Source organism: Rhodoferax sp. (assembly GCF_018063565.1).
Classification (GTDB): Bacteria; Pseudomonadota; Gammaproteobacteria; order Burkholderiales; family Burkholderiaceae_C; genus Rhodoferax.
The window spans coordinates 62,549-85,762 of sequence record NZ_JAGPBB010000005.1 but is presented as its reverse complement, the minus strand read 5'-3'; the positions used below and the strand labels follow the sequence as shown (position 1 = coordinate 85,762).

Annotated in this window: 23 protein-coding genes; 14 read left to right on the top strand and 9 right to left on the bottom strand. The window is 60.4% G+C overall.

Features of this window, described 5'->3' with window-relative positions; all coding sequences use genetic code 11:
• Positions 1 to 5: 5 nt before the first annotated feature.
• From KBF66_RS02545 to KBF66_RS02535, 3 genes are all read right to left on the bottom strand, one after another.
• Complete coding sequence (locus tag KBF66_RS02545; RefSeq protein WP_296651719.1) at positions 6 to 788, bottom strand: extracellular solute-binding protein; 783 nt, start codon at positions 786 to 788, stop codon at positions 6 to 8.
• Between the two features lie 62 nt (positions 789 to 850).
• Positions 851 to 1,576 carry a phosphate ABC transporter ATP-binding protein gene (locus KBF66_RS02540; protein WP_296651716.1) on the bottom strand — a complete coding sequence of 242 codons (726 nt, stop codon included), beginning with the start codon at positions 1,574 to 1,576 and terminating at the stop codon, positions 851 to 853.
• A 6-nt stretch (positions 1,577 to 1,582) separates the two neighbouring features.
• A complete protein-coding gene (locus KBF66_RS02535; RefSeq protein WP_296651711.1) occupies positions 1,583 to 2,326 on the bottom strand; it encodes an ABC transporter permease in 744 nt (247 codons plus the stop codon).
• 64 nt (positions 2,327 to 2,390) lie between these two features.
• Between KBF66_RS02535 and KBF66_RS02530 the strand changes: the two genes are divergently transcribed.
• The 3 genes from KBF66_RS02530 to KBF66_RS02520 all read left to right on the top strand — a co-directional run bounded on the left by KBF66_RS02530 (position 2,391) and on the right by KBF66_RS02520 (position 6,143).
• Positions 2,391 to 3,542 (top strand): substrate-binding domain-containing protein, encoded by a 1,152-nt coding sequence (locus KBF66_RS02530; RefSeq protein WP_296651707.1) that lies wholly within the window; start codon positions 2,391 to 2,393, stop codon positions 3,540 to 3,542.
• A 173-nt stretch (positions 3,543 to 3,715) separates the two neighbouring features.
• Positions 3,716 to 4,324 carry a TRAP transporter small permease subunit gene (locus tag KBF66_RS02525; protein ID WP_296651703.1) on the top strand — a complete coding sequence of 203 codons (609 nt, stop codon included), beginning with the start codon at positions 3,716 to 3,718 and terminating at the stop codon, positions 4,322 to 4,324.
• A 16-nt stretch (positions 4,325 to 4,340) separates the two neighbouring features.
• Positions 4,341 to 6,143, top strand: coding sequence for a TRAP transporter large permease subunit (locus KBF66_RS02520; protein ID WP_296651699.1), 1,803 nt, complete (start codon positions 4,341 to 4,343; stop codon positions 6,141 to 6,143).
• 96 nt (positions 6,144 to 6,239) lie between these two features.
• Here the strand turns inward: KBF66_RS02520 and dctP are convergent, their stop codons facing one another.
• From dctP to KBF66_RS02500, 4 genes are all read right to left on the bottom strand, one after another.
• Complete coding sequence (gene dctP / locus KBF66_RS02515) at positions 6,240 to 7,322, bottom strand: TRAP transporter substrate-binding protein DctP (RefSeq protein ID WP_296651696.1); 1,083 nt, start codon at positions 7,320 to 7,322, stop codon at positions 6,240 to 6,242.
• A gap of 171 nt (positions 7,323 to 7,493) precedes the next feature.
• Positions 7,494 to 9,350, bottom strand: coding sequence for a 1-deoxy-D-xylulose-5-phosphate synthase (dxs, locus tag KBF66_RS02510; protein WP_296651749.1), 1,857 nt, complete (start codon positions 9,348 to 9,350; stop codon positions 7,494 to 7,496).
• Positions 9,351 to 9,435: 85 nt separating this feature from the next.
• Positions 9,436 to 10,413: a polyprenyl synthetase family protein gene (locus KBF66_RS02505; RefSeq protein WP_296651693.1), complete on the bottom strand. Its 978-nt coding sequence runs from the start codon at positions 10,411 to 10,413 to the stop codon at positions 9,436 to 9,438.
• 32 nt (positions 10,414 to 10,445) lie between these two features.
• Entirely contained in the window at positions 10,446 to 10,697 is a 252-nt protein-coding gene (locus tag KBF66_RS02500) for an exodeoxyribonuclease VII small subunit (protein ID WP_296651689.1), read from the bottom strand.
• A gap of 217 nt (positions 10,698 to 10,914) precedes the next feature.
• Here KBF66_RS02500 and KBF66_RS02495 point away from each other — a divergent pair, with 217 nt between their 5' ends.
• The 5 genes from KBF66_RS02495 to KBF66_RS02475 all read left to right on the top strand — a co-directional run bounded on the left by KBF66_RS02495 (position 10,915) and on the right by KBF66_RS02475 (position 14,924).
• Positions 10,915 to 12,045 (top strand): aromatic ring-hydroxylating dioxygenase subunit alpha, encoded by a 1,131-nt coding sequence (locus KBF66_RS02495; protein ID WP_296651685.1) that lies wholly within the window; start codon positions 10,915 to 10,917, stop codon positions 12,043 to 12,045.
• Positions 12,046 to 12,109: 64 nt separating this feature from the next.
• On the top strand, positions 12,110 to 12,997 hold the full coding sequence (locus tag KBF66_RS02490; protein WP_296651682.1) for a DMT family transporter: 888 nt from the start codon (positions 12,110 to 12,112) through the stop codon (positions 12,995 to 12,997).
• A 9-nt stretch (positions 12,998 to 13,006) separates the two neighbouring features.
• Positions 13,007 to 13,864, top strand: a complete 858-nt coding sequence (locus tag KBF66_RS02485; protein ID WP_296651678.1) for a sulfurtransferase — start codon at positions 13,007 to 13,009, stop codon at positions 13,862 to 13,864.
• A gap of 86 nt (positions 13,865 to 13,950) precedes the next feature.
• Positions 13,951 to 14,403 carry a copper chaperone PCu(A)C gene (locus KBF66_RS02480; RefSeq protein WP_296651676.1) on the top strand — a complete coding sequence of 151 codons (453 nt, stop codon included), beginning with the start codon at positions 13,951 to 13,953 and terminating at the stop codon, positions 14,401 to 14,403.
• A 56-nt stretch (positions 14,404 to 14,459) separates the two neighbouring features.
• Complete coding sequence (locus KBF66_RS02475) at positions 14,460 to 14,924, top strand: hypothetical protein (protein ID WP_296651673.1); 465 nt, start codon at positions 14,460 to 14,462, stop codon at positions 14,922 to 14,924.
• A 177-nt stretch (positions 14,925 to 15,101) separates the two neighbouring features.
• On the opposite strand, the gene lysA is transcribed toward KBF66_RS02475, so the two are convergent.
• Positions 15,102 to 16,370 carry a diaminopimelate decarboxylase gene (gene lysA, locus KBF66_RS02470; protein ID WP_296651668.1) on the bottom strand — a complete coding sequence of 423 codons (1,269 nt, stop codon included), beginning with the start codon at positions 16,368 to 16,370 and terminating at the stop codon, positions 15,102 to 15,104.
• 80 nt (positions 16,371 to 16,450) lie between these two features.
• On the opposite strand from lysA, the gene KBF66_RS02465 reads away from it, so the two are divergent.
• The gene (locus KBF66_RS02465) at positions 16,451 to 17,383 is read left to right on the top strand and encodes a LysR family transcriptional regulator (RefSeq protein ID WP_296651664.1); all 933 of its coding nucleotides are present in this window, start codon (positions 16,451 to 16,453) and stop codon (positions 17,381 to 17,383) included.
• 17 nt (positions 17,384 to 17,400) lie between these two features.
• Here KBF66_RS02465 and KBF66_RS02460 read toward each other — a convergent pair whose 3' ends face one another.
• Positions 17,401 to 18,396, bottom strand: coding sequence for a PfkB family carbohydrate kinase (locus KBF66_RS02460; protein ID WP_296651661.1), 996 nt, complete (start codon positions 18,394 to 18,396; stop codon positions 17,401 to 17,403).
• Positions 18,397 to 18,562: 166 nt separating this feature from the next.
• Between KBF66_RS02460 and KBF66_RS02455 the strand changes: the two genes are divergently transcribed.
• From KBF66_RS02455 to KBF66_RS02435, 5 genes are all read left to right on the top strand, one after another.
• Entirely contained in the window at positions 18,563 to 19,561 is a 999-nt protein-coding gene (locus tag KBF66_RS02455; RefSeq protein WP_296651658.1) for a sugar ABC transporter substrate-binding protein, read from the top strand.
• Positions 19,562 to 19,729: 168 nt separating this feature from the next.
• On the top strand, positions 19,730 to 20,689 hold the full coding sequence (locus tag KBF66_RS02450) for an ABC transporter permease (protein ID WP_296651654.1): 960 nt from the start codon (positions 19,730 to 19,732) through the stop codon (positions 20,687 to 20,689).
• A 1-nt stretch (position 20,690) separates the two neighbouring features.
• Positions 20,691 to 21,488, top strand: coding sequence for an ATP-binding cassette domain-containing protein (locus tag KBF66_RS02445; RefSeq protein ID WP_296651649.1), 798 nt, complete (start codon positions 20,691 to 20,693; stop codon positions 21,486 to 21,488).
• 9 nt (positions 21,489 to 21,497) lie between these two features.
• Positions 21,498 to 21,950, top strand: coding sequence for an RbsD/FucU domain-containing protein (locus tag KBF66_RS02440; protein ID WP_296651646.1), 453 nt, complete (start codon positions 21,498 to 21,500; stop codon positions 21,948 to 21,950).
• A complete protein-coding gene (locus KBF66_RS02435) occupies positions 21,947 to 23,185 on the top strand; it encodes an ROK family transcriptional regulator (protein WP_296651643.1) in 1,239 nt (412 codons plus the stop codon). Before KBF66_RS02440 ends, KBF66_RS02435 begins: the two co-directional genes overlap by 4 nt.
• The last annotated feature ends 29 nt before the right edge of the window (positions 23,186 to 23,214 follow it).

Below are 23,214 nucleotides of genomic sequence, written 5' to 3'. Positions count from 1 at the left end.
CCGGTTCACTTGGCGGCGTTGGCGAAAAACAAGGACTCGCCACCGATCTTGTAATTGCCTATCACCGCCTGTCCGGGGGCAGAAATGAGCCAATCGACAAACTTTTGACCATCGACGGCTTTGACGTGAGGGTGTTTGGCCGGGTTGACCAGCATTACGCCGTATTGGTTGAACAGACGCTTGTCGCCTTCCACCAGCACTGCCAGCTCCGCCCGATTCTTGAAATTGAGCCAGGTGCCACGGTCAGCCAACACGTAGCCGCCCGAACTCGCCGCCATATTCAAGGCCGGTCCCATGCCACAGCCGCAGGACTTGTAGCCACTGCCCATTTTGTCGCTCAGGTCCGCCAGCTTCCAGTAGCGCAGTTCAGCGGCATGGGTGCCACTTTTGTCGCCACGCGAAATGAACTCGGCATTGGCTGTGGCGATCTTCTTCAGTGCTTCGACAATGTCATTGCCCTTGGTTTTGGCCGGATCTGCTTTGGGACCAATGAGAACAAAGTCGTTGTACATGACTTCAAAACGTTTGACGGCAAACCCTTCGGCCACTGCCTTCTCCTCGGCCACCTTGTCATGCACAAACATCACATCGGCGTCGCCGCGGCGCCCCATGTCGATGGCCTGGCCGGTACCCACGGCCACCACTTTGACATCGATGCCACTGGCCTTCTTGAACTCTGGCAACAGATAGCCAAACAGGCCCGACTGCTCAGTCGAGGTGGTTGACGCCACCGTGATGGACTGTGCGGCAACGCCCAGTGAAGCCGCACCAAAAGCTATTGTTAACATAGCTTTAAACGCATATTGGGTATGCGCTAGTGACCTTAATGATTGAAAACTTGAGTTCGACTTCATACACTTTCTCCTTTGACAAAAAAATGGGCTTGCGGGTATCGCGTCTGCAACAGCGTGTTGCTAAAAAAATCATGCACCGGCAGATCAGCCAACAGCCGGCCCTGCTCGAGGTAGATCACACGACTGGCCAGACGCTTGACCTGACCGAGGTTGTGGCTGGCGAACACCAGAGTGGTGGTGGTGTTTTGATGTGCAAAGGTGTCAATCAACGCTTCCACCTCGCGTTTGGCATGCGGGTCCAGACTGGCGGTGGGCTCATCGAGCAGCAGCACCTGCGGCTCCATCGCCCAGGCCCGCGCCAAGGCCACACGCTGTTGTTGACCGCCCGACAGCTTGCGGGCGTGACGATGTGCCAGTTCAGCCAGACCGACCCGATGCAAAGCGTTGAGTGCCCGGCTCCGGGCAGTCGCCCATGGTGTGCCGTTCAGCCATAAACCCAATGCCACATTGGACTGAACCGTCAGGCGCAACAGGTGAGGCCGTTGAAACAGCATCGCTTGCCGGGCCATGGGGTTCACCCTCAGTTGCCCCGCGGTCGGCGCTATCAGACCATGCAACACCCGCAGCAACGTGCTCTTGCCACACCCGTTGGAGCCTACCAAGGCCACGCGCTCACCCGGCTGAACGCGCAGGTCAAGCCCACTGAGCGCACTGACACCGCGCGTTTCCGAGCCAAACTGCACCGCCACGCCCTGCAACTCAAACACAGACTGCAACGTCATGGAGCGCTAACCCGGCGATGCCAGCAGCGTCGGTGCCGTGCCTCCGCCCGCCTCCTGCGCCGCACGCCAGTGGCTCAGCAGCATGATCGACAGGTTGAGCAGCAACACCACGGCCAGCAAAATCATGCCCAGACCCAGCGCCAGCGGCAAATCGCCCTTGGAGGTTTCCAGGGCAATCGCGGTGGTCATGACACGGGTAAACCCGTCGATATTGCCGCCCACAATCATCACCGCACCCACCTCGGAGATGGCGCGACCAAACGAGGCGATCACCACCGTCAGCAGCGCATAACGCTCGTCCCAGGCCAGCAACAGACTGCGCATCAAGGTTGAGGCGCCCAAAGATTGCAGCTGTTCACCGTGCAAACTGTCAGCATCCTCGATGGCCTGGCGCGTCAGGGCCGTCGCCACCGGCAGCACCAGCAGAGTTTGCGCCAGCACCATTGCCTTGAAACTGAACAGCCAGCCCAAAAAACCCAGCGGCCCGCTACGCGACAACAGCAGATAAATCACCAGACCCACCACCACCGAGGGCACCGCCAACAAGGTGTTGAGCAAGGTCAACACGGCACTGCGCCCCGCAAAGCGCGCCACCCCCAGCCAGGCGCCCAGCACCAACCCCATACCGCAAGCCAGGGCACAGGCCGTGGCACTGACGGACAGTGACCGACCCACGATGGCCATCAGACCGCTATCGAGGGTGGAAATCAGGCTTAACGCCGTGTGAATGCTGTCGACAAAGGTGGTCATGCGGCGCAAAGAAAAAGTTGCGGTATCGTAGCCACCGAATCCAACTCTGACCATATGAAGCTCTGTGCATAGGCTACAACTGCATTACACACTTTCACGCGAAAGCAGCCCGGCATTGCTGCGTAATCCGCTGATCGACCTGCTTCAGGCCATCAGCAGCCAGGGCTCGATCTCCGCAGGCGCGCGGGCTCTGGGGTTGAGTTACCGCCATGTCTGGGGTGAACTCAAGCGCTGGGAGCAAGAGCTTGGCAATGATTTGCTGATCTGGGAGAAGGGTCAGAACGCGCGGCTCAGTCCGTTTGGCAACAAACTGATGTGGGCCGAGCGCCAGGCACAGGCGCGCCTGGGGCCACAGATCGAAGCCTTGCGCGCTGAACTTGAACACAGTTATGCCCAGGCCTTCGACCCTACTGTCCAGGTGCTGACGCTGTACGCCAGTCACGATGACGCATTGACCCGCTTGCGTGAGTTGGCGCTGCAGGCCGCCCATTTACCGGTCTCGCCGGTGGCAAAAGCACCCGTGATCGGACGGCTGCATCTGGACATTCGCTTCACCGGCAGCGTGGATGCGATTCGCGCCCTCAACGAAGGGCGCTGCGTGATGGCAGGCTTTCACGTGTTACAGGACAGCGTCAGGAAATCACTGACCGAGCGCACTTACAAACCTCTGCTGCGCCCCGGTCTGCACAAGATCATCGGGTTCGCTGCGCGGACGCAGGGGCTCATGGTGCCGCCGGGCAACCCCTTGCGTTTACACACGCTGCACGATCTGATCGAGCGCGGCGCTCGATTTGCCAACCGCAGTCTGGGCAGCGGAACCCGGGTGGTGCTCGACGAATTGCTGTTGCAGTCCAGTTTGCGCGCCGAGCGGATCAAGGGGTATGAACACACCGAACCCTCGCACGCGGCGGTGGCTCAAGCCGTGGCCTGCGGCCAATCGGATGCCGGGTTGGGCATTGCCGCGGCAGCGCAACAGGCCGGGCTCGACTTTGTGCCGCTGGCGCACGAAAGCTACTACCTCGTCTGCCTGAAGTCAGCCCTGGACCAACCCGGTGTGGCACAGTTGCGCCAACTGTTGCAAACCCCCCAGTGGGAGGGCGCGCTGTCCCACATTGCCGGTTACCAAACCCACCAAAGTGGTCAGGTGCTGTCCATGCGCCGGTTGTTGCCATGGTGGGATTACCGCCACCAAAAGCCCGCCAATGCACCGCAATAGGGCATCGCGCGGATGACCGTGGTCCTGCGGCGACACGTCAAACTTTTTTCATCACTCGGGCAGAAATTATTCAATGCTGCCAGACACCTGATGCCGCTAAACTGCGCGCTTCATTGACAAGTCAAAGTCGGCCGGGTTCAGCCGCAATTGACCACTCTGGACTTGGAGACAACATGCAAGCGTTACTGAAACTTTCCAACGCCATTGACGCGGTCAACCGCTTCATCGGCAAACACGTGATCTGGTTGATTCTGGCCTCGGTTGTCATCAGTGCCATCAACGCCGTCGTCCGGAAAGCCCTGAATATCGGCTCCAACGCATTTCTAGAAGTGCAGTGGTACCTGTTTGCCGCCACTTTTTTGCTCGCATCTGCCTACACCCTGCTCAATGGAGAACACGTCAAGATCGATGTGATCTACGGTCGGTTCCACAAGCGAACACAAACCTGGATCGACGTCTTCGGTTTCACCTTTTTCCTGCTGCCGTTTTGCAGTGCCATCATCTGGTTCAGCCTGCCTTTTTTCCTGAAAGGTTTCCACAGCGGCGAGATGTCGAGCAACGCTGGTGGTCTGATCCGCTGGCCGGTTTACCTGATGATGCCGCTGGGCTTTGGTCTGCTATGGCTGCAGGGCCTGTCGGAACTGATCAAACGGCTGGCTTTCCTGGCCGGTGTGATCGAGGATCCGACGGAAAAACCGGTCGGTAAAACCGCCGAAGAAGAGTTGGCCGAAGCCATTCAAAAACTGGCTGAAGAAAAAGCCGCCCAAGCCAAAGCGGCCTGAACGCCAGGAGACTGAAATGGAATTTCTTGCACACAACATCGCCCCCATCATGTTCATGGGGTTGATCGTCTTCCTGCTGATGGGTTTTCCGGTGGCCTTCAGCCTGGGTGCCTGCGGTCTGTTTTTTGGCTTTGTCGGGATCGAACTCGGGCTGCTGCCAGAGGCTCTGCTGCAGGCATTGCCGCTGCGCATCTTTGGCATCATGCAAAACGACACACTGCTGGCGATCCCTTTTTTCACGCTGATGGGTTTGATTCTGGAGCGCAGTGGCATGGCGGAGGACCTGCTTGACACCATCGGGCAACTGTTCGGACCGTTACGTGGCGGGCTGGCCATTGCGGTGATTTTTGTTGGTGCGCTGCTGGCGGCGACGACCGGTGTGGTGGCCGCCTCGGTGATCTCGATGGGCTTGATCTCGCTGCCCATCATGCTGCGCTATGGCTATGACCGGCGCATTGCCAGCGGTGTGATTGCCGCCTCAGGCACGCTGGCGCAGATCATTCCGCCCTCGCTGGTACTGATCATCCTGGCCGACCAGTTGGGGCGCAGTGTGGGTGAGATGTACAAGGGCGCGTTTGTTCCCGGCTTTGCACTGACCATCATGTACTTCGGTTATGTGGTGCTGATCGCTTTCATTCGACCGCAATGGGTGCCGGCCCTGCCCGCCGAAGCGCGCACGATCCGTGAAGACAACGGCAACAGCGGCCTGCCCTCGCTGGGTATTTTGACGGTGCTCAGTACCGGGCTGGCCGTCTACCTGGGGCAGAACTATGCCAAAGTCGTGAGCTACTTCAAGGGCCAAGAAGTGCTGACCGTACCCACCGATGAGACCATTGTGGTGTCGCTGTGCGTCGGCGTGGTTTTTGCCTTCGTGATTGCCGTGCTCAACAAGCTCACCCGCGCCGGGCTGCTCTCACGCATGGCCGAGCGCGTGACATTCGTGCTGATTCCACCCCTGTTGTTGATCTTTCTGGTATTGGGCACCATCTTTTTGGGCATTGCCACCCCCACCGAGGGTGGTGCCATGGGTGCCGTCGGCGCGTTCCTGATGGCCCTGTCACGCGGGCGGCTTAGCATGTCGCTGATGAAACAGGCCCTGACCACCACCACCAAGCTGTCGAGCTTCGTGGTGTTCATTCTGGTCGGCTCCACTGTGTTCAGTCTGGTGTTTCAAGGCGTGGATGGCTCCAAATGGGTGGAACACCTGCTGACCTCGCTGCCAGGGGGCCAGCTCGGCTTTTTGATCGTCGTGAACGTGATGGTCTTTTTCCTGGCGTTCTTCCTGGACTTCTTTGAGCTGGCGTTCATTGTGGTGCCACTGCTGGCGCCGGTGGCCGAGAAGATGGGGATCGACCTGATCTGGTTTGGGGTGCTGCTGGGCGTCAATATGCAAACCTCGTTCATGCACCCGCCGTTCGGTTTTGCGCTGTTTTACCTGCGCAGTGTGGCCCCTGGCCGCGCATACACCGACCGCCTGACCAAAAAGATGATCCAGCCCGTGACCACGATGCAGATTTACTGGGGGGCCGTGCCGTTTGTCATTATCCAGATCATCATGGTGAGCCTGATCATTGCCTTCCCCGGCATTGTCTCCAGCGGTCTGGACAAGAAAGAGGCGGTCGATCTGGACAAGGTGGGTGCCGAGATGATGCTCAGCATGCCACCTGCCGCGCTCGAGCCCGATGCGGCTGCTCAGCCGCAAGATGCGGCATCAGGGGCCGCCGATGGGCAACCCGCCGCGGCGCCGACACCCAGCCCCGCGGCGGCGGCAGAGGACGACCCGATGAAAGCCATGGAAGAGGCGATGAAGAAAAAGTAGCGCCGCCCTCGGCCACTGAGATCGTTGCCGCCAAAGCAGCGATCCATGAAAAAAGCCCCGCAGTGCGGGGCTTTTTCTGCTGGTGCAAAGTGGAGGTCAGAGCTTGCGGGTGGCCATGAACGAGTCAAACTTGGCTTCAGCAAAGCGGAACCACAACACCTGGTCGCGCTGGAAGTTGCGGAAATCAGCGTAGATCTTCTTCCACTCGGGGCTCTTGGCATTGTTGGCTTCAAACACCGTCATGGCCGACTTGAACGAAGCTTCGAGCACGTCATTGGGGAATGGCAGCACCTTGGTCTTGGCAGCCACCAATTGCTTGAGTGCCGTCGGGTTAAACGCATCGTACTTGGCCAGCATGTCGGTTGCAGCCATGGCACAGGCAGTTTCCAGGATGGCCTTGTTTTCTGCCGAAAGGCTGTCCATGGCTTTCTGGTTGACGAAAAAGTCCACTTCGGGGCCGCCTTCCCACCAACCCGGGTAGTAGTAAAACGGTGCCACCTTGTTGAAGCCAAGTTTCTGGTCATCGTACGGACCGACCCATTCAGCCGCGTCAATCGTGCCTTTTTCCAGCGCCTGATACACCTCGCCACCGGGAATGCTTTGCGGTACGGCACCAATGCCTTGCATCACTTCACCAACCAAGCCACCGCCCAGACGCATCTTCATGCCCTTGAAGTCGGCGATGGATTTGATCTCCTTGCGATACCAGCCACCCATCTGCACACCGGTATTGCCGCCGGCAAAGCTGGTCATGCCGTAGCCGGCATACAGCTCGTTCATCAGCTTGCGGCCGTTGCCATGCATCATCCAGGCCGTCATCTGGCGTGCGTTCATACCAAACGGGATCGCCGAGCCGATCGCAAACGCCGGGTTCTTGCCATAAAAATAATAGGGCACGGTGTGGGTCATTTCGACCGTGCCGTTCTGCACGCCATCGACCACGCCAAACGGTGGCACCAGTTCGCCACCAGCGTGCACCGAAATTTCGAACTTGCCGCCCGACATGGCCTTGACGGCCTTGGCCATCACCTCAGCCGCACCGTAAATGGTGTCCAGCGACTTGGGGAAACTCGATGCCAGACGCCAGCGCACAGCGGCCTGCGCATGCACGGCCGGTGCTGCACCAGCCGCCAATACTCCGGCAATGCCTGCATTTTTGATTACGGAACGACGATCCATCGATTTACTCCTGTGGTTACAAATACCTTGGCAATCACCCGTTTGGGCGGCTGCCGCTCAAGCCTGAACCTTGCCATTTTAGGGAAACCAGCCCACCACAGCGCACGGGTTTTCCCTTGCACACAGGTCCGCATCACCGGCGCGGATCCATAAGCCTGCAAATTTGATCTGTCACGCGAAATAACGCGCCCTGACACTGGCTTCGATACCGCTCGCATCGAGACCCTGCAAAGCCAGCAGTTTGCCCGGATCACCATGCTCGATGAACTCATCACGCAGGCCCAAGGGCAGAACCGGCAAGCTGAGCCCCGCCGCGGCCAATGCTTCCAGGACAGCACTGCCTGCGCCGCCCATGAGCGCTCCCTCCTCCAGGGTCACCAGGCCTTCGTGGGTCGCGGCGACCTGGCACAACAGGGCAACATCCAGCGGCTTGACCCAGCGCATGTTGACCACCGTGGCGTTGAGCTTTTCTGCAACTTCCAGGGCTGCATACAGCAGTGTGCCAAAGACAAGAAAGGCCACCCGCGAACCGTGCCGACAGATTTCGCCTTTGCCAAACGGCAAGGCATCCAAAGTGCTTTGCACCGGCACACCGGCACCCACGCCGCGCGGATAACGCACCGCCACCGGCCCGGACTGTGCATAGGCGGTGCTCAACAGCTGGCGGCACTCGTTCTCGTTGGCAGGACAGGCGAGGCTGACGTTGGGAATGCAGCGCAGATAAGGGATGTCGTAAGCCCCGGCGTGAGTCGCACCATCGGCACCGACCAGACCGGCGCGGTCAAGCGCAAACACCACGGGTAGGTTCTGTATCGCCACATCATGGATCAACTGGTCGTAAGCCCGCTGCAGAAAGGTGGAGTAGATCGCCACCACCGGCTTCAAGCCCTCACAGGCCAGGCCAGCAGCAAAGGTCACCGCATGTTGCTCCGCAATACCTACGTCAAAAAACCGTTTGGGAAAGCGCTTTTCGAATTCGACCATACCCGAACCCTCACGCATGGCAGGGGTGATCGCCACCAACCGGTCGTCGGCCGCCGCCATGTCGCACAACCAGTCACCAAAAACCTGGGTGAAGCTTGGCAGCGCCACGGCGCTGTTTTTTTGCAGACCGACTGCCGGATCAAACTTGCCAGGTCCATGGTAGGCAATCGGGTCCACCTCGGCGAGTTTGTAGCCCTGGCCTTTTTTGGTGATCACATGCAGAAACTGCGGTCCTTTGAGATGACGAATGTTCTCCAGAACACTCACCAGTGTCTCCACATCGTGGCCGTCAATGGGTCCGACATAGTTGAAACCAAATTTCTCAAACAGGGTGATGGGCTTGACGATACCCATCGCCGATTCTTCAAAGCGCTTGGCCAGTTCAAACAGCGGCGGCGCGCCCTTCAGCACGGTTTTACCGGCACTTTTGGCGGTGGTGTAGAACTGGCCGCTGAGCAGTTTGGCCAGGTACCGGTTGAGCGCACCCACCGGCGGGCTGATGGACATATCGTTGTCATTGAGGATCACCAGCAGATTACAGTCAGCCACACCGGCGTTGTTGAGCGCCTCAAAAGCCATGCCGGCGGTCATGGCACCATCACCAATCACCGCGATCGCCTGGCGCTCCTCGCCCTTGAGTTTGGCCGCCATCGCCATGCCCAGCGCCGCTGAGATCGAGGTGCTGGAGTGCGCCGTGCCAAAGGCGTCAAATTCACTCTCGGCCCGTTGCGGAAAGCCGCTCAGCCCACCCAGTTGGCGCAGACTGGCCATGCGGTCCTTGCGTCCGGTCAGGATCTTGTGGGGGTAAGTCTGGTGCCCGACGTCCCACACCACCCGATCGTGCGGGGTATTGAACACGTAGTGCAGGGCGACCGTGAGCTCAACCGTGCCCAGATTGGAACTGAGGTGGCCTCCGGTTTTGGCAACACTGTCCAGCAGGTAAGCCCGCAGCTCCGTCGACAAAGCTTCGAGCTGGGTTCTTGCCAGCCGCCGCAAATCTGCCGGGGTATGAATGCCTTGCAGCAGGGGATACGGAATATTCATCAGCATAAGCTTTACTTTTAATAGCTATAAGGGCATATCAACATTGGGCCAGGGCCACATCAGGCGCTTACTTCAATGTCGCAGCTCAATTGTCACGCTCCACCACCATCACCGCCAATGCGCGAAGCGCGCGGGTGTCAGCCAGGCCACTGCGCTGCAGCGCGGCCAGGGCCTGCGCCAATAGCTCCTGGGCCAATGCGGCCGCCTGCTCCAGGCCCATCAGCGACACATAGGTCGGTTTGTCGTTGTCGGCGTCCTTGCCGGCGGTTTTACCCAGCGTGTACGAGTCTGCCGTCACGTCCAGAATATCGTCCACCACCTGAAAAGCCAGCCCGAGTGCCTCGCCATAATCGTGCAGCGCCACCAGAGCGGCACTGCACGCCCCGCCACAAACTGCGCCCATCACCACACTGGCTTGCAACAAGGCACCGGTTTTAAGGCGGTGCATCTGGCGCAACTGTTCTTCAGACAATTGCTTGCCGACACTGGCCAGATCAATGGCCTGCCCGCCTGCCATGCCGGCGCAACCGGCCGCACGCGACAATAAACGGCACAGTCGCGCCTGCTGCAATGCGGGCATCACCAGTTCGTCGGGGGTGAGTAATTCGAACGCCAGGGCCTGCAAGGCATCGCCTGCCAGCAGGGCGGTGGCCTCGCCGTACTGGACGTGAACCGTGGGTTTGCCACGGCGCAGAACATCGTTGTCCATGCACGGCATATCGTCGTGAACCAGCGAGTAGGCGTGGATCAGTTCCACCGAACAGGCGGTGCGCAAGGCAGGCTCGGCAATTTCGGATTCGTCATCGTCGTGCGACAGACCACCGCGCCGCGCCAACTCACCAAAGTCTTCGATGTCCGCCGCGCGTTGGGCATGGGAGCCGAAGCTGACGGCCTGATAGGCCGCCAGCACCAGCAGCGGTCGCAGCCGTTTGCCACCATCGAGTACGGCATAACGCATGGCCGCCACCAAATCTGCGGGCGCCCGATGATCGGTGTCTGCCGTACTGGCCGCGCTGACCCAATCCGACAGGGCAGTCTCCACCAGCGCCAATTGCTGCGCCATCCAACTCCTGAAATCAAACTCGGGCAACATGCTTATCTGACAGACCGCGGTTTCAAGGCACCCTGATCCAGCCGCCTGACCGGCTGTTCAACCGCTTCCAGAGGCTTGCGATTGGCGCCGAGCAGTTCCGAGCCGAACAGTTCCGCAACGCGCGGGTACTGTGCCCACTGCTCCTGCAGCGGCAGATCAGCTGATTGCCACTTGCCCACCAAACGCTCCGGCTCGTGCCAGTCAGCTGGGTAACTGGTGCTCACCGCTGCGACGTGTCGGGATGCAGAAGGCATGGTCATGCAAGTGATGAAAGTGGAAAGCTGCCGATTTTAGGCGTTCCCGGCAAACCTACAACCGCCCAGCAGCGCCCGCTGGTGGCAGGTCTGAACAAAGGCAGGAAGGGGGGTATAGGTACAATCCGCGTCATTCTTGCGCCAGCTGAGGCTGGTTTTTATTGACGGCACCTTTTTTGTGCATCTCCCTGTGGGGAGTCTTTAGGTCAGGTCACCCATGTCTGATTTAAGTCTTCAACTGCAGCAGGCCACCGGCCAACTACCAGTTTCAACTTATTTTGATGAAGCGCTGTACCAGCGCGAGTTACAAACCCTGTTTCAACGCGGGCCGCGTTATGTCGGTCACGTGCAAAGTGTTCCACAAGTGGGCGATTTCTGCGCCCTGGCGCATGAACAGGGTGGGCGGGTGCTGGTGCACACCGAGCGCGGCGTCGAGCTGGTTTCCAATGTTTGCCGACACCGTCAGGCGCTCATGCTGCAGGGGCGCGGATCTCTGGCTGCCAGTGGCGGCAACATCGTCTGCCCGATCCACCGCTGGACCTACGATGGTGGCGCCAGTCAAGCCGCAGGCAAGCTGATCGGCGCGCCCCACTTTGCCCACGACCCCTGCCTGAACCTGCGCAACTACCCGCTGCAGGAGTGGAATGGTTTGCTGTTTGAGGCCAATGACTGCCAGGTCAGCCAGGATCTTGCCGCCATGGGCGAGCGCACCACGCTGGATTTTTCAGGTTTTGTATTGGACAAGGTCGAGCTGCACACCTGCAACTACAACTGGAAGACCTTCATCGAGGTCTACCTGGAGGACTACCACGTCGCCCCTTTTCACCCCGGACTGGGACATTTTGTCAGCTGTGACGATTTGCGCTGGGAGTTTGGACGTCACTATTCGGTGCAGACGGTGGGCGTGTCGAGCCAATTTGGCCAACCCGGATCACCGGTTTACCGACGCTGGCACCAAGCACTGTTGCAATACCGTCAGGGCCTGATGCCTGAGCGCGGCGCGGTCTGGTTGACCTACTACCCGCATATCATGGTCGAGTGGTATCCCCATGTGTTGACAGTGTCAACGCTGCACCCCATGGGCGTCGACAAGACGCTCAACAGGGTCGAGTTCTTCTATCCCGAAGAAATTCAGGCCTTCGAGCGCGAGTTTGTCGAGGCGCAACAAGCCGCCTATATGGAAACCTGCATCGAAGATGACGAAATTGGCGAACGCATGGATGCCGGGCGCAAAGCCCTGTATGGGCGCGGCGACAACGAGCTTGGTCCCTATCAGAGCCCGATGGAAGACGGTATGCAGCACTTTCACGCCTGGTACCGGCAACAGATGCTGACCGGCTCTGATTAGTTATTGATAGCTTCAATCCCTTACCAGAATTGCGCTGAAAGCAGTTTTTATTCCCAATCAACCGATGCAAGCACTTTGGATGGTGATGGCGGCGTTCCTGTTTGCCACCATGGCGGTGGGTATCAAGATCGCCTCGGGCAGCTTCAGTTTGCTGGAGCTGGTGTTTTACCGCGGCCTGGTCAGCATTCTGTTCATGGGGGCGGTGATGCGCGCACGGGGCACGCCGCTGGCCACGCCGGTGCCCTGGATGCACGCATGGCGCACCGCCATTGGCGTGTTTTCACTGGCCAGCTGGTTTTATGCCATTTCACACCTGCCTTTGGCCACCGCCATGACGCTCAATTACATGAGTGGGGTCTGGGTGGCCGCATTTGTCGTGGGCGGCGCACTGCTGTACGGCAAGACGACGCGGCAGGGTCCGTTGATGGCCACGGTATTGGCCGGTTTTGCCGGGGTGGTGATGATGCTGCGGCCCACACTGGACCAGAACCAGTTGTTTGCCGGGCTGATCGGGTTGCTGTCAGGGCTGGGAGCGTCGATGGCCTACCTGCAGGTCACCGCGCTGGGCAAGGTCGGCGAGCCCGAAGGCCGCACCGTGTTTTATTTTTCGGTGGGGACCGCCGTCACCGGGCTGATCGGGGTGTTGTTCACCGGTTTTACGCCCTGGCCATCGGTGAGCTGGCAGGCGGCTGCCTGGTTGATACCGATCGGGGTGCTGGCCTCGCTGGGGCAATGGTGCATGACACGCGCCTTCAGTCGAGGTGCCACCCTGCTGGTGGCCAATTTGCAATATGCCGGCATTGTGTTTGCCGCGTTTTACAGTCTGTGGTTGTTTGACGATCAAATCGACCTGATCGAATGGCTGGGCATGGTGGTGATCGTCAGCAGTGGCGTTGCCGCCACCGTGCTGCGCACCCGTGCCCTGCCCGACACACCCGCCGAGGAACACTAAGGAGACCCGATGTACACCACCCTGATTTCTGTCAGCCAGTTGCAGGCACTGCAGGCCAGTGGCCAGCCGCTAATGGTATTTGACTGCAGTTCTGAGCTGCTGCAACCCGGCGCAGGCGATGCCCAGTACTTGGAAAGCCACATTGCTGGCGCCGTGCGCGCCGACCTTGACCGTCACCTGTGTGCCCACGCCGGGGAACCGGCGCTCTGTGCGGGACGCCACCCGCTGCCGACACGCGAGTCTTTTGCCGCCTGGCTCGGCAGCGTGGGGTTTCGCCCGGACATGCAGGCGGTGGTGTATGACCGACAAGGTGTGAACTATGGTGGTCGATTGTGGTGGATGCTCAAATGGGCCGGCCACGAAGCGGTGGCGGTGCTCGATGGCGGCCTGCAGGCCTGGGTCGGCGCTCAGGGCGCACTCGAATCCGGTGTCGGACCGCAACCGGTCGGATCAAGCTTTGTACTGACACCGGCCAGGATTGCCTGGTTAACCACAGCCGAAGTCGTCAGCCAACTGGGCCGACCCAGCCAGGTGGTGGTGGACGCCCGCGCCACCCCGCGTTATCTGGGCGAAATCGAGCCGATTGATCCGGTGGCCGGGCACATTCCGGGTGCCCTGAATCGGCCATTTGCGCTCAACCTGGGGGCGGACGGTTGCTTCAAATCGCCCGCTCAGCTCAGAAGCGAGTTTGAAACTCTGCTGGCCGGCCGCGACCCCGCCACAGTCGTCCACCACTGCGGCAGCGGCGTGAGTGCGGTCCCGAATGTGATCGCCATGGAAGTGGCCGGTCTGGGAAGAACCCGCTTGTATGCGGGCAGCTGGAGCGAATGGTGCAGCGACCCGGCACGCCCCGTGGCCAAGGGCTGATTGTCCGCTTCAATATACCCACAAAACTGGAATTCCAAGACTGCCAGCCTTGCCCATTCAACCCATTGTTTAACTCAGGACTTTCGATGAAAAATTTTGCCCTCGCCCTAGGCCTGGTTGCGGTTGCCACGCTGGCGCAAGCCCAGGTCACCGTGCGTGATGCCTGGGTGCGCGGCACTGTGCCGAAACAGCAGGCCAGCGGTGCTTTCATGCAGATCAACGCCGACCAGGCCATGCGCCTGGTCGGCGCCAAATCGCCGGTGGCCCATGTGGTGGAAATCCACGAGATGGTGATGGACGGCGATGTGATGAAAATGCGCCAGATTCCAGGCCTGGACATCGTGCCCGGGCGCGTGCTGGAACTCAAACCCGGCGGCTTTCATGTGATGCTGATCGACCTCAAAGGCCAGTTGCGCGGCGGCGACGTGGTGCCGATCACACTGGTGTTTGAAGACCCCACGACCAAAAAAACCTTTACCCAGGAAGTCAAGGCACCGGTCACGGCGCTGGGTGGCGGCAATATGCCGATGAAGCACTGAGTTCTCAGCCGCCCGGCCCGATACTGATTTTTACCTTCCCCTTAGGAGTACACACCATGACGCTGAAACGACTGCTGACCCTGTGTTTGCTGGCCTTGACCACGGCCGCCATGGCGGCGGACATGAGCGAGGCGCAATTCAAAAGCTGGATGAGCGGGCTGACGCTTGACGGGCTGAAGTTTTACGAGATCGAAAAAGACGGCAGCAAGCTGCAGGCCAGCTTCATCAACCCGGCGGCCCCGCATCTCAACCCCAGAATGGTCACGATGACCCCGCTGGCAGCGTTTGCTGACTATCAGAAAATGCTCGACAACCCAAAAATGCGCATGGGCCCGACGCAGGGTTTCAGCTTCAAGGGGCTGCGCGTGATCACCGTCGATACCCAGTCTGAAATCGGCATGTTGGTGGCAGTCGAGGCCAAAGCCATTAACAAAACCATCACCGTGTCGTTCCCCAGCAAATCAACGCAAGCCGCCATTGAAGCCGGGCTGACGCGCGTCGGTGTCGCCGACAAAAAGTAGCGCCCGGCAAAGCCCATGTCCACATCCTTGAGCGTCGGGCTCAAGTACTGCCAATTCAACGGACCATCCTGGTAATGCTTGACCCGATGGTGGTGCAGTTGCGCGTGAACGCCAGCGGGTTGCGCCATAACGTGTCGATGGCGGACAGGAAGACCAGTCAGTAAGTCTGGATGGTTCTCATGAAGTCTCTTGCCCCAGCGTGACTTCCAGCGCCAGTAGCTCAGCCACCGTCTGCCTGCGGCGAATCAGCCGGGGTTGGCCGGCTTCGATCAGCACCTCGGGGATCAGCGGGCGGGTGTTGTAGTTGGAGGACATCGACGCGCCATAGGCCCCGGTATCCATCAGCACCAGCAGATCACCCACCTGCGCTGGCGGCAGTTGGCGCTGTTGCACCACGCCGCCCTCGCCTTGTGTGAACACATCGCCCGACTCGCACAGCGGACCGCCGACCACGGTGGGCTGAAGCGCGCCCAGCACCGGCGAGCCATCGGCATGGAGCAGTTCCATGGCGTGAAAGCTGCCGTACATGGCCGGGCGCATCAGATCGCTAAAACCGGCATCGACCATGACAAAAGGGTTCACGCCCATTTGTTTGGTCGCACGCACTTCGGTGACCAGGACGCCGCTCTCGGCCACCAGATAACGCCCGGGCTCGATCTCCAGCGTCACCGGGTGGCCCAGCAGCGTGGCGATCAGCTGGCGCGCCGCATCCCACAGGCTGAAGTAATGCGCCACGTCGATGGACGGCTCACCCGCCTGATAGGGAATCGACAAGCCGCCACCGGCCGAGATCGCCTGCATATCCATGCCTTGCGCCAGGGCAGTCTGCACCAGCGTCACCATGGCACCGCACACCTCCTGCAGGTGCATGTAATCGACCCCCGAGCCGATGTGCATGTGCAGCCCCACCAGTTGCAACCCGTTGGCGCGCACGCGCTGGCAGGCCAGCGGCAGATCGGTGTGCCAGATGCCGTGTTTGCTGTGTTCGCCGCCGGTGTTGGTCTTGTTGCTGTGGCCATGGCCAAAGCCGGGGTTGATGCGCAGCCACACCGGATGGCCAGGGCTGGCTGCCCCGAGCTGGTCGAGCATGTCGATCGAGCCACAGTTCACTGGCACGCCCAGCTCGGTCACCCGCGCCAGGGTGGCGCGATCGAGCAGGTCGGCGGTAAACACGATTTCGGCGTGGCCCTTGTGGATGCCCGGGCTGTAGCCAGCCGCCAGAGCGCGTTCGATCTCTCCCAGAGAAACCGCATCGACCAACACCCCGGCGCGGCGCATCAGGCGCAAGATGTGGGTGTTGGAATTGGCCTTTTGGGCAAAGCGGATCACGTCAAACGGGCGCAACCCGGCGACTTGCCGCTCGATGGTGGCGGCGTCGTAGACCCACAGCGGCGTGCCGTGGGTTTGGGTCAACTCGGCCAGGGTGGTGGGGGCAAATGGGTTCATGCCGCCATCATGCCCGCGCCAGTCAATTCAATCAATGCTGTTTAATTGCTTGATGCATTCAGTATGGATATAGTTACGCCATGAAGTTTGCACCCGCACGTGTTGCGCCACCCAAGCTGACCCACCGTCAACTGAGCATGTTTCGGGCCATCATGCTGCACGGCAATCTGAGTCGGGCTGCAGAGGTCACCGCCTCCAGCCAGCCAACGCTCAGTCGCGAGCTCGCCCGCTTGGAGCAATTGCTTGAGTTCACACTCTTTGACCGGGTGCGCGGCCGGCTTCGGCCTACCTCGCGTGCGCTGGAGTTGATGCAGGAAGTCGAGCGTTCCTTCATTTCGATCGAACAGATCACCGCCCGCGCGATGGAGCTGCGCACCATCACCGGCGAGCGTTTGCGTGTGGTCTGCCTGCCCGCCCTGGCGCACGCTCTGGTGCCAGGTGCGTTGGCGCAACTTACTCGCCTGGCACCGCAAGCCGTGGTCAGCGTGTCAACCCTGGACTCACCCTGGCTGGAGCAGGCCATGAGTGAGCAGCGTTTTGACATCGGACTCGGTGAGACCGAGCAAGCGCCAGTTGGCGTGACGTTGGCCCGTCTCCTCCAGGTCAACGAAGTGGCAGTGCTGCCTGCCGTTCACGCCCTGAGCCGCAAAAGCGAACTCCAGTTGCAGGACTTTGCCAACCAGCCGTTCATCAGCCTGGCACCGGGCGACCCCTACCGCACACTGATTGACGCCATGTTTGACAAGGCCGACGTCCCCCGGCGCACCTGCCTGGAAACCAGCAGCGCGGTGGCCGTGTGCGCCATGGTGCGCCAGGGCCTGGGGCTCGCCATTGTCAACCCGCTCACGGCTCACGCCATGGCCGGACCGGACCTGGTGGTACGGCCACTTGCCCAAGCCATCAAGTTCAGCGTCTCCCTGCTGCTACCCGAAATGACAACACCACACCCGCTGCGCCAGACCTTGGTCGATGCGCTGGAACACGTTTCCGCCCAGTACCGCCGCAACATTTGAACCACTGCCGATACCCATCAGACGCTGAAGTCCATCGGTACCTGGCGCAGTCGCGCCTGGACTTGTGCACGCGACGGTGGCACACAGCCACGCTGCATGACACACAGGCTGGCACTGCAAATGGCCCGGCCCAGCAAGTCTTTGCCGACCTCAGTGGCAACCTGAGCGCATCCCCAGTCGGACGGCAAACGGTGTTCCAGCATGGCAACCACCAACCCGGCCAGGAAGCAGTCACCCGCGCCAACCGTATCCAGCACCGGCACCGCTTGTGATTCACGCGCGTGGAACACCTGCCCGTGCCGCGTCAACAAAGCCGCGCCGCTGGCACCGCGCGTCAAGGCCACCAGACTGGCGCGTGTGTTTTGCAGCAGATGCCAGGCCTGCGCCAGCGCGTCAGCGCCGGGCAACATGAGGCACGCCAGATCCTCGTCGCTGGCCTTGATCACATCGGCGTACTGCAACGCGGTTAACACATGCCGCCGGTACAGCTCCAGATTGGGCATCACCGAGGGGCGCAAGTTGGCATCCACCACCACGGTGCGTCCGGCCTGGCGTTGCGCGGCCAGCCAGGGCAGGTACGTCTCGGCGTCGTCGGGCGACAAAGCCAAAGCACCGGTACACACCACCGAGAGTGTCTCCACCGCGCTGCAAGCCCGCGTCAAGGTGTTGGCGCTGGTCGCGCGGTCTGCCACCCCCTGTCGATAAAAAGCATAGTCCGGATGCCCCGTCGTGTCCAGATTGACCACGGCCAGCGAGGTCACTTGCGGCACCGGTTCAGGCACCGCCAGATGCACACCGTCCTGCAAAAGGCCTGCGGCAAGCTGACGCCCAAAGCGGTCTTTCGACAGTGGGTTCAGGTACAAGGTTTCGACGCCCTGGCGCGCCAGGGCGCGCGTCAGGTTGTAAACCGCCCCCCCAAGGCAAGGCTCGAACCGGCCATCGGCGCCGGCGATCAGATCAATCAAGGCCTCACCGGCGGTGGCCACCTGCGCTGAAGAAACTATTTTTGACATATTAGGGTTTTCCATAACTAAAACAACTTGATTTATTAAGTCAGAGAGGACTATAGTTCAGCCACGTCGAATGAACAAGCGTGATTACCCGAAGCTGTTGCGCAATTGCTCATTCCGGACGCCAAGTACACAACCCGGCCGCAAGGTCTTACTCTTGAGGAAAACCATGAAACTGTCCACCACCCTGCTCCTGAGCTCCTTGTCATTGGCCACCAGCGCCGCGTTTGCCGCCGAGCCGGTGATCGGCCTGATCACCAAGACCGAGTCCAATCCGTTCTTCGTCAAAATGAAGGAAGGGGCCGATGCCGAAGCCAAGAAGCTTGGCGCCAAGTTGTTGTCGGCGGCCGGCAAAACCGACGGCGACAACGCCGGGCAAGTCACCGCCATCGAAAACATGGTGGCAGCCGGTGCCAAAACCATCATGATCACGCCCAGCGACGCCAAAGCCATCATCCCGGCCATCAAGAAGGCACAAAGTCAGGGCGTGCAGGTGATTGCGCTGGACAGTCCAACCGACCCGGTCAGCGCCGTCGATGCCCTGTTTGCCACCGACAACTACAAGGCCGGGGTGCTGATTGGCCAATATGCCAAGGCAGCTTTGGGCGGCAAGAAGGCCGTGATCGCCACGCTCGACCTGTTCCCCGGCCACCCGGTCGGCGCGCAACGTCACAACGGCTTTCTGAAAGGTTTTGGCTTGACGGCGCCAGATGCCAAGAGCAACGAGCTGGGCGGCAAAGCCGCGGGCGTGGTGTGCATGGCCGACAGCTTTGGCGATGCCGCCAAAGGTCAGACCGGCATGGAAAACTGTCTGCAAAAGAACCCCGACATCAACCTGGTCTACACCATCAATGAACCGGCTGCAGCGGGTGCGTTCAAGGCTCTGAAAGCCGCTGGCAAAGAGAAAAATGTGATCATCGTGTCGGTTGACGGCGGATGCGCTGGCGTGAAAGACGTGGGTGCCGGCGTGATTGCCGCCACCAGCCAGCAGTACCCGCTGCGCATGGCTTCGATGGGTGTGGCAGCGGGTGTCGAGTACGCCAAGACCGGCAAGAAGGTCAGTGGCTACACCGACACCGGCGTCACCCTGATCGCCAACAAGGCTGTGGCAGGCGTGGACAGCAAGGATGTCAAGACCGGAATGGACCTGTGCTGGGGCAACAAGTAGGCCGGACCTGAACCGCTGTCGCCCGGTGCCACACCCTGTTGCACCGGGTCAACGGCAAGAAGTCTGATTGAAGACAAGGCAGCACGCCACAGGCGCTGCCACACCGCCCCCGAACCGGCCTGTCGGGGGTCATGTGAGATTTTCTCAAACCACAGAGCCATCACCGCCATGAAATCCTTGCTCGACAAATTACCCCCCATGGGCACGCTGGGGCCATTCATTGCCCTGCTGTTCGCCTGCATGTTCTTCGCGACGCAAAACGAGCGTTTTATGTCACTGCAGAATTTTTCGCTGATCATGCAACAGGTGATGGTGGTGGGCACCATTGCCATCGGCCAGACGCTGGTCATCCTGACCGCCGGCATCGACCTTTCCTGCGGAATGATCATGGCGCTGGGCAGCATCATCATGACCAAGACGGCTGCAGACTACGGCTTGTCGGCCCCGCTGGCCATCATGCTGGGAATCGGTGCCACGGCCCTTTTCGGTCTGGTAAATGGCCTCCTGGTCACCAAAGCCAAGTTGCCGCCCTTCATTGTCACGCTGGGCACCCTCAACATCACGTTCGCCATCACCCAGTTGTATTCGGGCTCACAGACGGTCACCCAGGTGTCAGAGGGCATGACCTGGTTGAGCAATTCGTTTCGCATTGGGCAAACCAACATCCTTTATGGCGTGATCCTGATGCTGGTGCTGTATCTTCTGACCTGGCTTTTCCTGCGTGAAACTGCGCCGGGACGCCATATCTACGCGGTCGGCAACAGCCCGGAGGCGACCCGTCTGACCGGTATTTCAACTGACAAGGTGCTGTTGGGCGTGTACGTACTGGCCGGCGTTTTTTACGGTCTGGCCTCGCTGTTGAGCGTGGCGCGCATCGGCGCCGGAGACCCCAATGCCGGTCAAACCGAGAACCTGGATGCCATCACCGCCGTGGTGCTGGGCGGCACCAGCCTGTTTGGTGGACGCGGCATTATTCTGGGCACCCTGGTGGGCGCCATGATCGTGGGGGTATTCCGCAACGGCTTGACGCTGATGGGGGTATCGTCGGTCTATCAGATTCTGGTGACCGGTATTCTGGTGATTCTGGCGGTGGCCACCGATCAGATGTCGCGCAAGGGAGTCCGCTGAAATGTCCACTTCTACCAACGCTCCACTGGTGATCCAGGCCAAAGGCCTGGTCAAACGTTTCGGTCAAGTCACCGCGCTGGACGGCGCCGACTTTGAGCTGCGTGCAGGTGAAATTCTGGCGGTGATCGGCGACAACGGTGCTGGCAAGTCGTCGCTCATCAAGTGCCTGGCCGGCGCCTCCATTCCGGATGCCGGCGAGATTTATCTGGACGGTCAACAAGTCCATTTCAAGAGTCCAATCGACGCGCGCCGTGCCGGCATCGAGACCGTGTACCAAGACCTGGCGGTGGCCCCAGCCATGACCATCGCTGAAAACCTGTTTTTGGGTCGTGAGATCCGTCGACCCGGCTTCTTGGGCAGCGTGTTGCAAATGATCGACAAGAAAAAGATGCTGCAAGAGAGCATCGCCCGCATGAACGACCTCAAAGTGGGCATCCGCTCCATGACCCAGGCGGTGGAAACACTCTCCGGAGGCCAACGTCAGTGCGTGGCCGTGGCGCGTGCTGCCGCCTTTGCACAGCATGTGGTGATCATGGACGAACCCACGGCAGCCCTCGGTGTGAAAGAAGGCAACATGGTGCTGGAGCTGATTCGCCGGGTACGGGACAAGGGCCTGCCGGTGATCCTGATCAGCCACAACATGCCCCACGTGTTCGAAGTAGCCGACCGCATCCACATTGCCAGACTTGGCAAACGGGCTGCCGTGGTCAACCCCAGAAAAATCAGCATGAGTGACACGGTGGCCGTGATGACGGGCGCCAAGTCGGTGGAGGATCTGCCCGCCGAAATGCTGGCCTGAAAGACGGACATGCTCAAAGGAATCGACCCCTTGCTCACCCCTGAGCTGCTGAAGATTTTGATGGAAATGGGCCACGATGACGCTCTGGTGCTGGCGGATGCCAACTTCACGGCGATGCGCATTGCGGCGGGCAAACCGGTGATCCGATTGCCGGGTACGACCATGCTGCCAGTGGTACGCGCCGTGACCGCGTTGTTGCCGCTTGCCACCGATGTGGTGCATCCGGCCGGTTTCATGGCAGTCAGCGGCACTTCGCCAGACTACCGATCAGCCCTCCAGCGTGAGGTGATCCATGCCCTCACCCCTCAACTTTTGGCCAACCAGAGCGTCGAGGCGATTGAGCGCTTTGCGTTTTATGAGCGGGCAGGTGCGGCATATGCCATTGTGCTGACCGGCGAAAAACAGCCTTTTGGCAACTTTATCCTGCGCAAGGGCGTGATCGGCGAAACTCTGCGCCCATGACACCTGCCAAGCATGCCCCAGCGGACGATCCTCCGTCACTGTTACGCCCACGTGGCTCCAATCACGTGGGCATGCGCCAGTTCAATGAACGTGTGGTGTTGCAAGCCATTCGCCTCAATGGCAGCTTGCCCAAGGCGGATTTGGCCCGGCTCACCGGTCTGACGGCACAGACCATTGGCCTGATCACCACCCGGCTTGAAGAAGACCAGTTGCTCATCCGGCACAGCCCGGTGCGGGGCCGCATCGGTCAGCCCTCGATTCCGCTGGCACTGAATCCGGACGGCGCGTTTGCCATCGGTATCAAGATCGGTCGGCGCAGTGCCGACTGGTTGCTGGTGGACTTTACCGGTCAGGTCCGGCAACGCCAGAGCCTGGACTACGCTTTCCCGGATGTGGCCTTGCTGCTGCCCACCATCGCCCAACATCTGAGCGACATGCGTGCCACGCTGGGGCCGCTGCAAAACCGGCTGGTGGGTGTGGGGGTGGCCGCACCATTCCAGATCGGCGGGTGGCACCGAATGCTGGGTCTGTCTGAGGCGCAGTCACAGGCCTGGAATCAGATTGACCTGCGCGCCGAGGTTCAGGCCTTGACCGATGTTCCGGTGAGTTTTGCCAAGGACACCTCGGCGGCCTGTGTGGCCGAGCTGGTTGCCGGGCGTGGACGTGACCTGAAAAACTTCCTCTACTTGTTTGTCGACACCTTTGTGGGCGGCGGACTGGTGATCAACTCGCACTTGCATGGGGGACTGCACGGCAACGCCGGTGCCGTGGCTTCATTGCCCATGCGCTTGGCAAACAGGCTCCGCCCGGATCCAGCACCGCCAGACCAGCTGATCAGCCATGCGTCACTGTGGGAGCTGGAGCGTCGTCTGCAGTCATTCGGGCTGGACGCTCATGCCGCCTACGACGAGCGTGCCCTGACCTATCCGTTTGAAGAAGAGACCACCGCATGGGTGCGCCATGCTGCCAATGCACTGGCCCATACGGTCGTCAGTGGTACTGCATTTCTCGACATCGATGCGGTGGTGATCGACGGTTCGTTCAGCCGTACCCTGCAAACCCAACTGATCGAAGCGACGCAGTCAGCGCTCAACAACTACTGCTGGGAAGGTTTGTGGAATGCCAATGTCATCGCTGGCACCATCGGCCCGGATGCCCGGGCACTAGGCGGTGCCCTGATGCCTTTGCACGCCAATTTTGCACCGGATCAGGATCTGTTCCTGAAAATTGCGTAAGCACACTGCAGTCCTTACAGTCGCCGCAA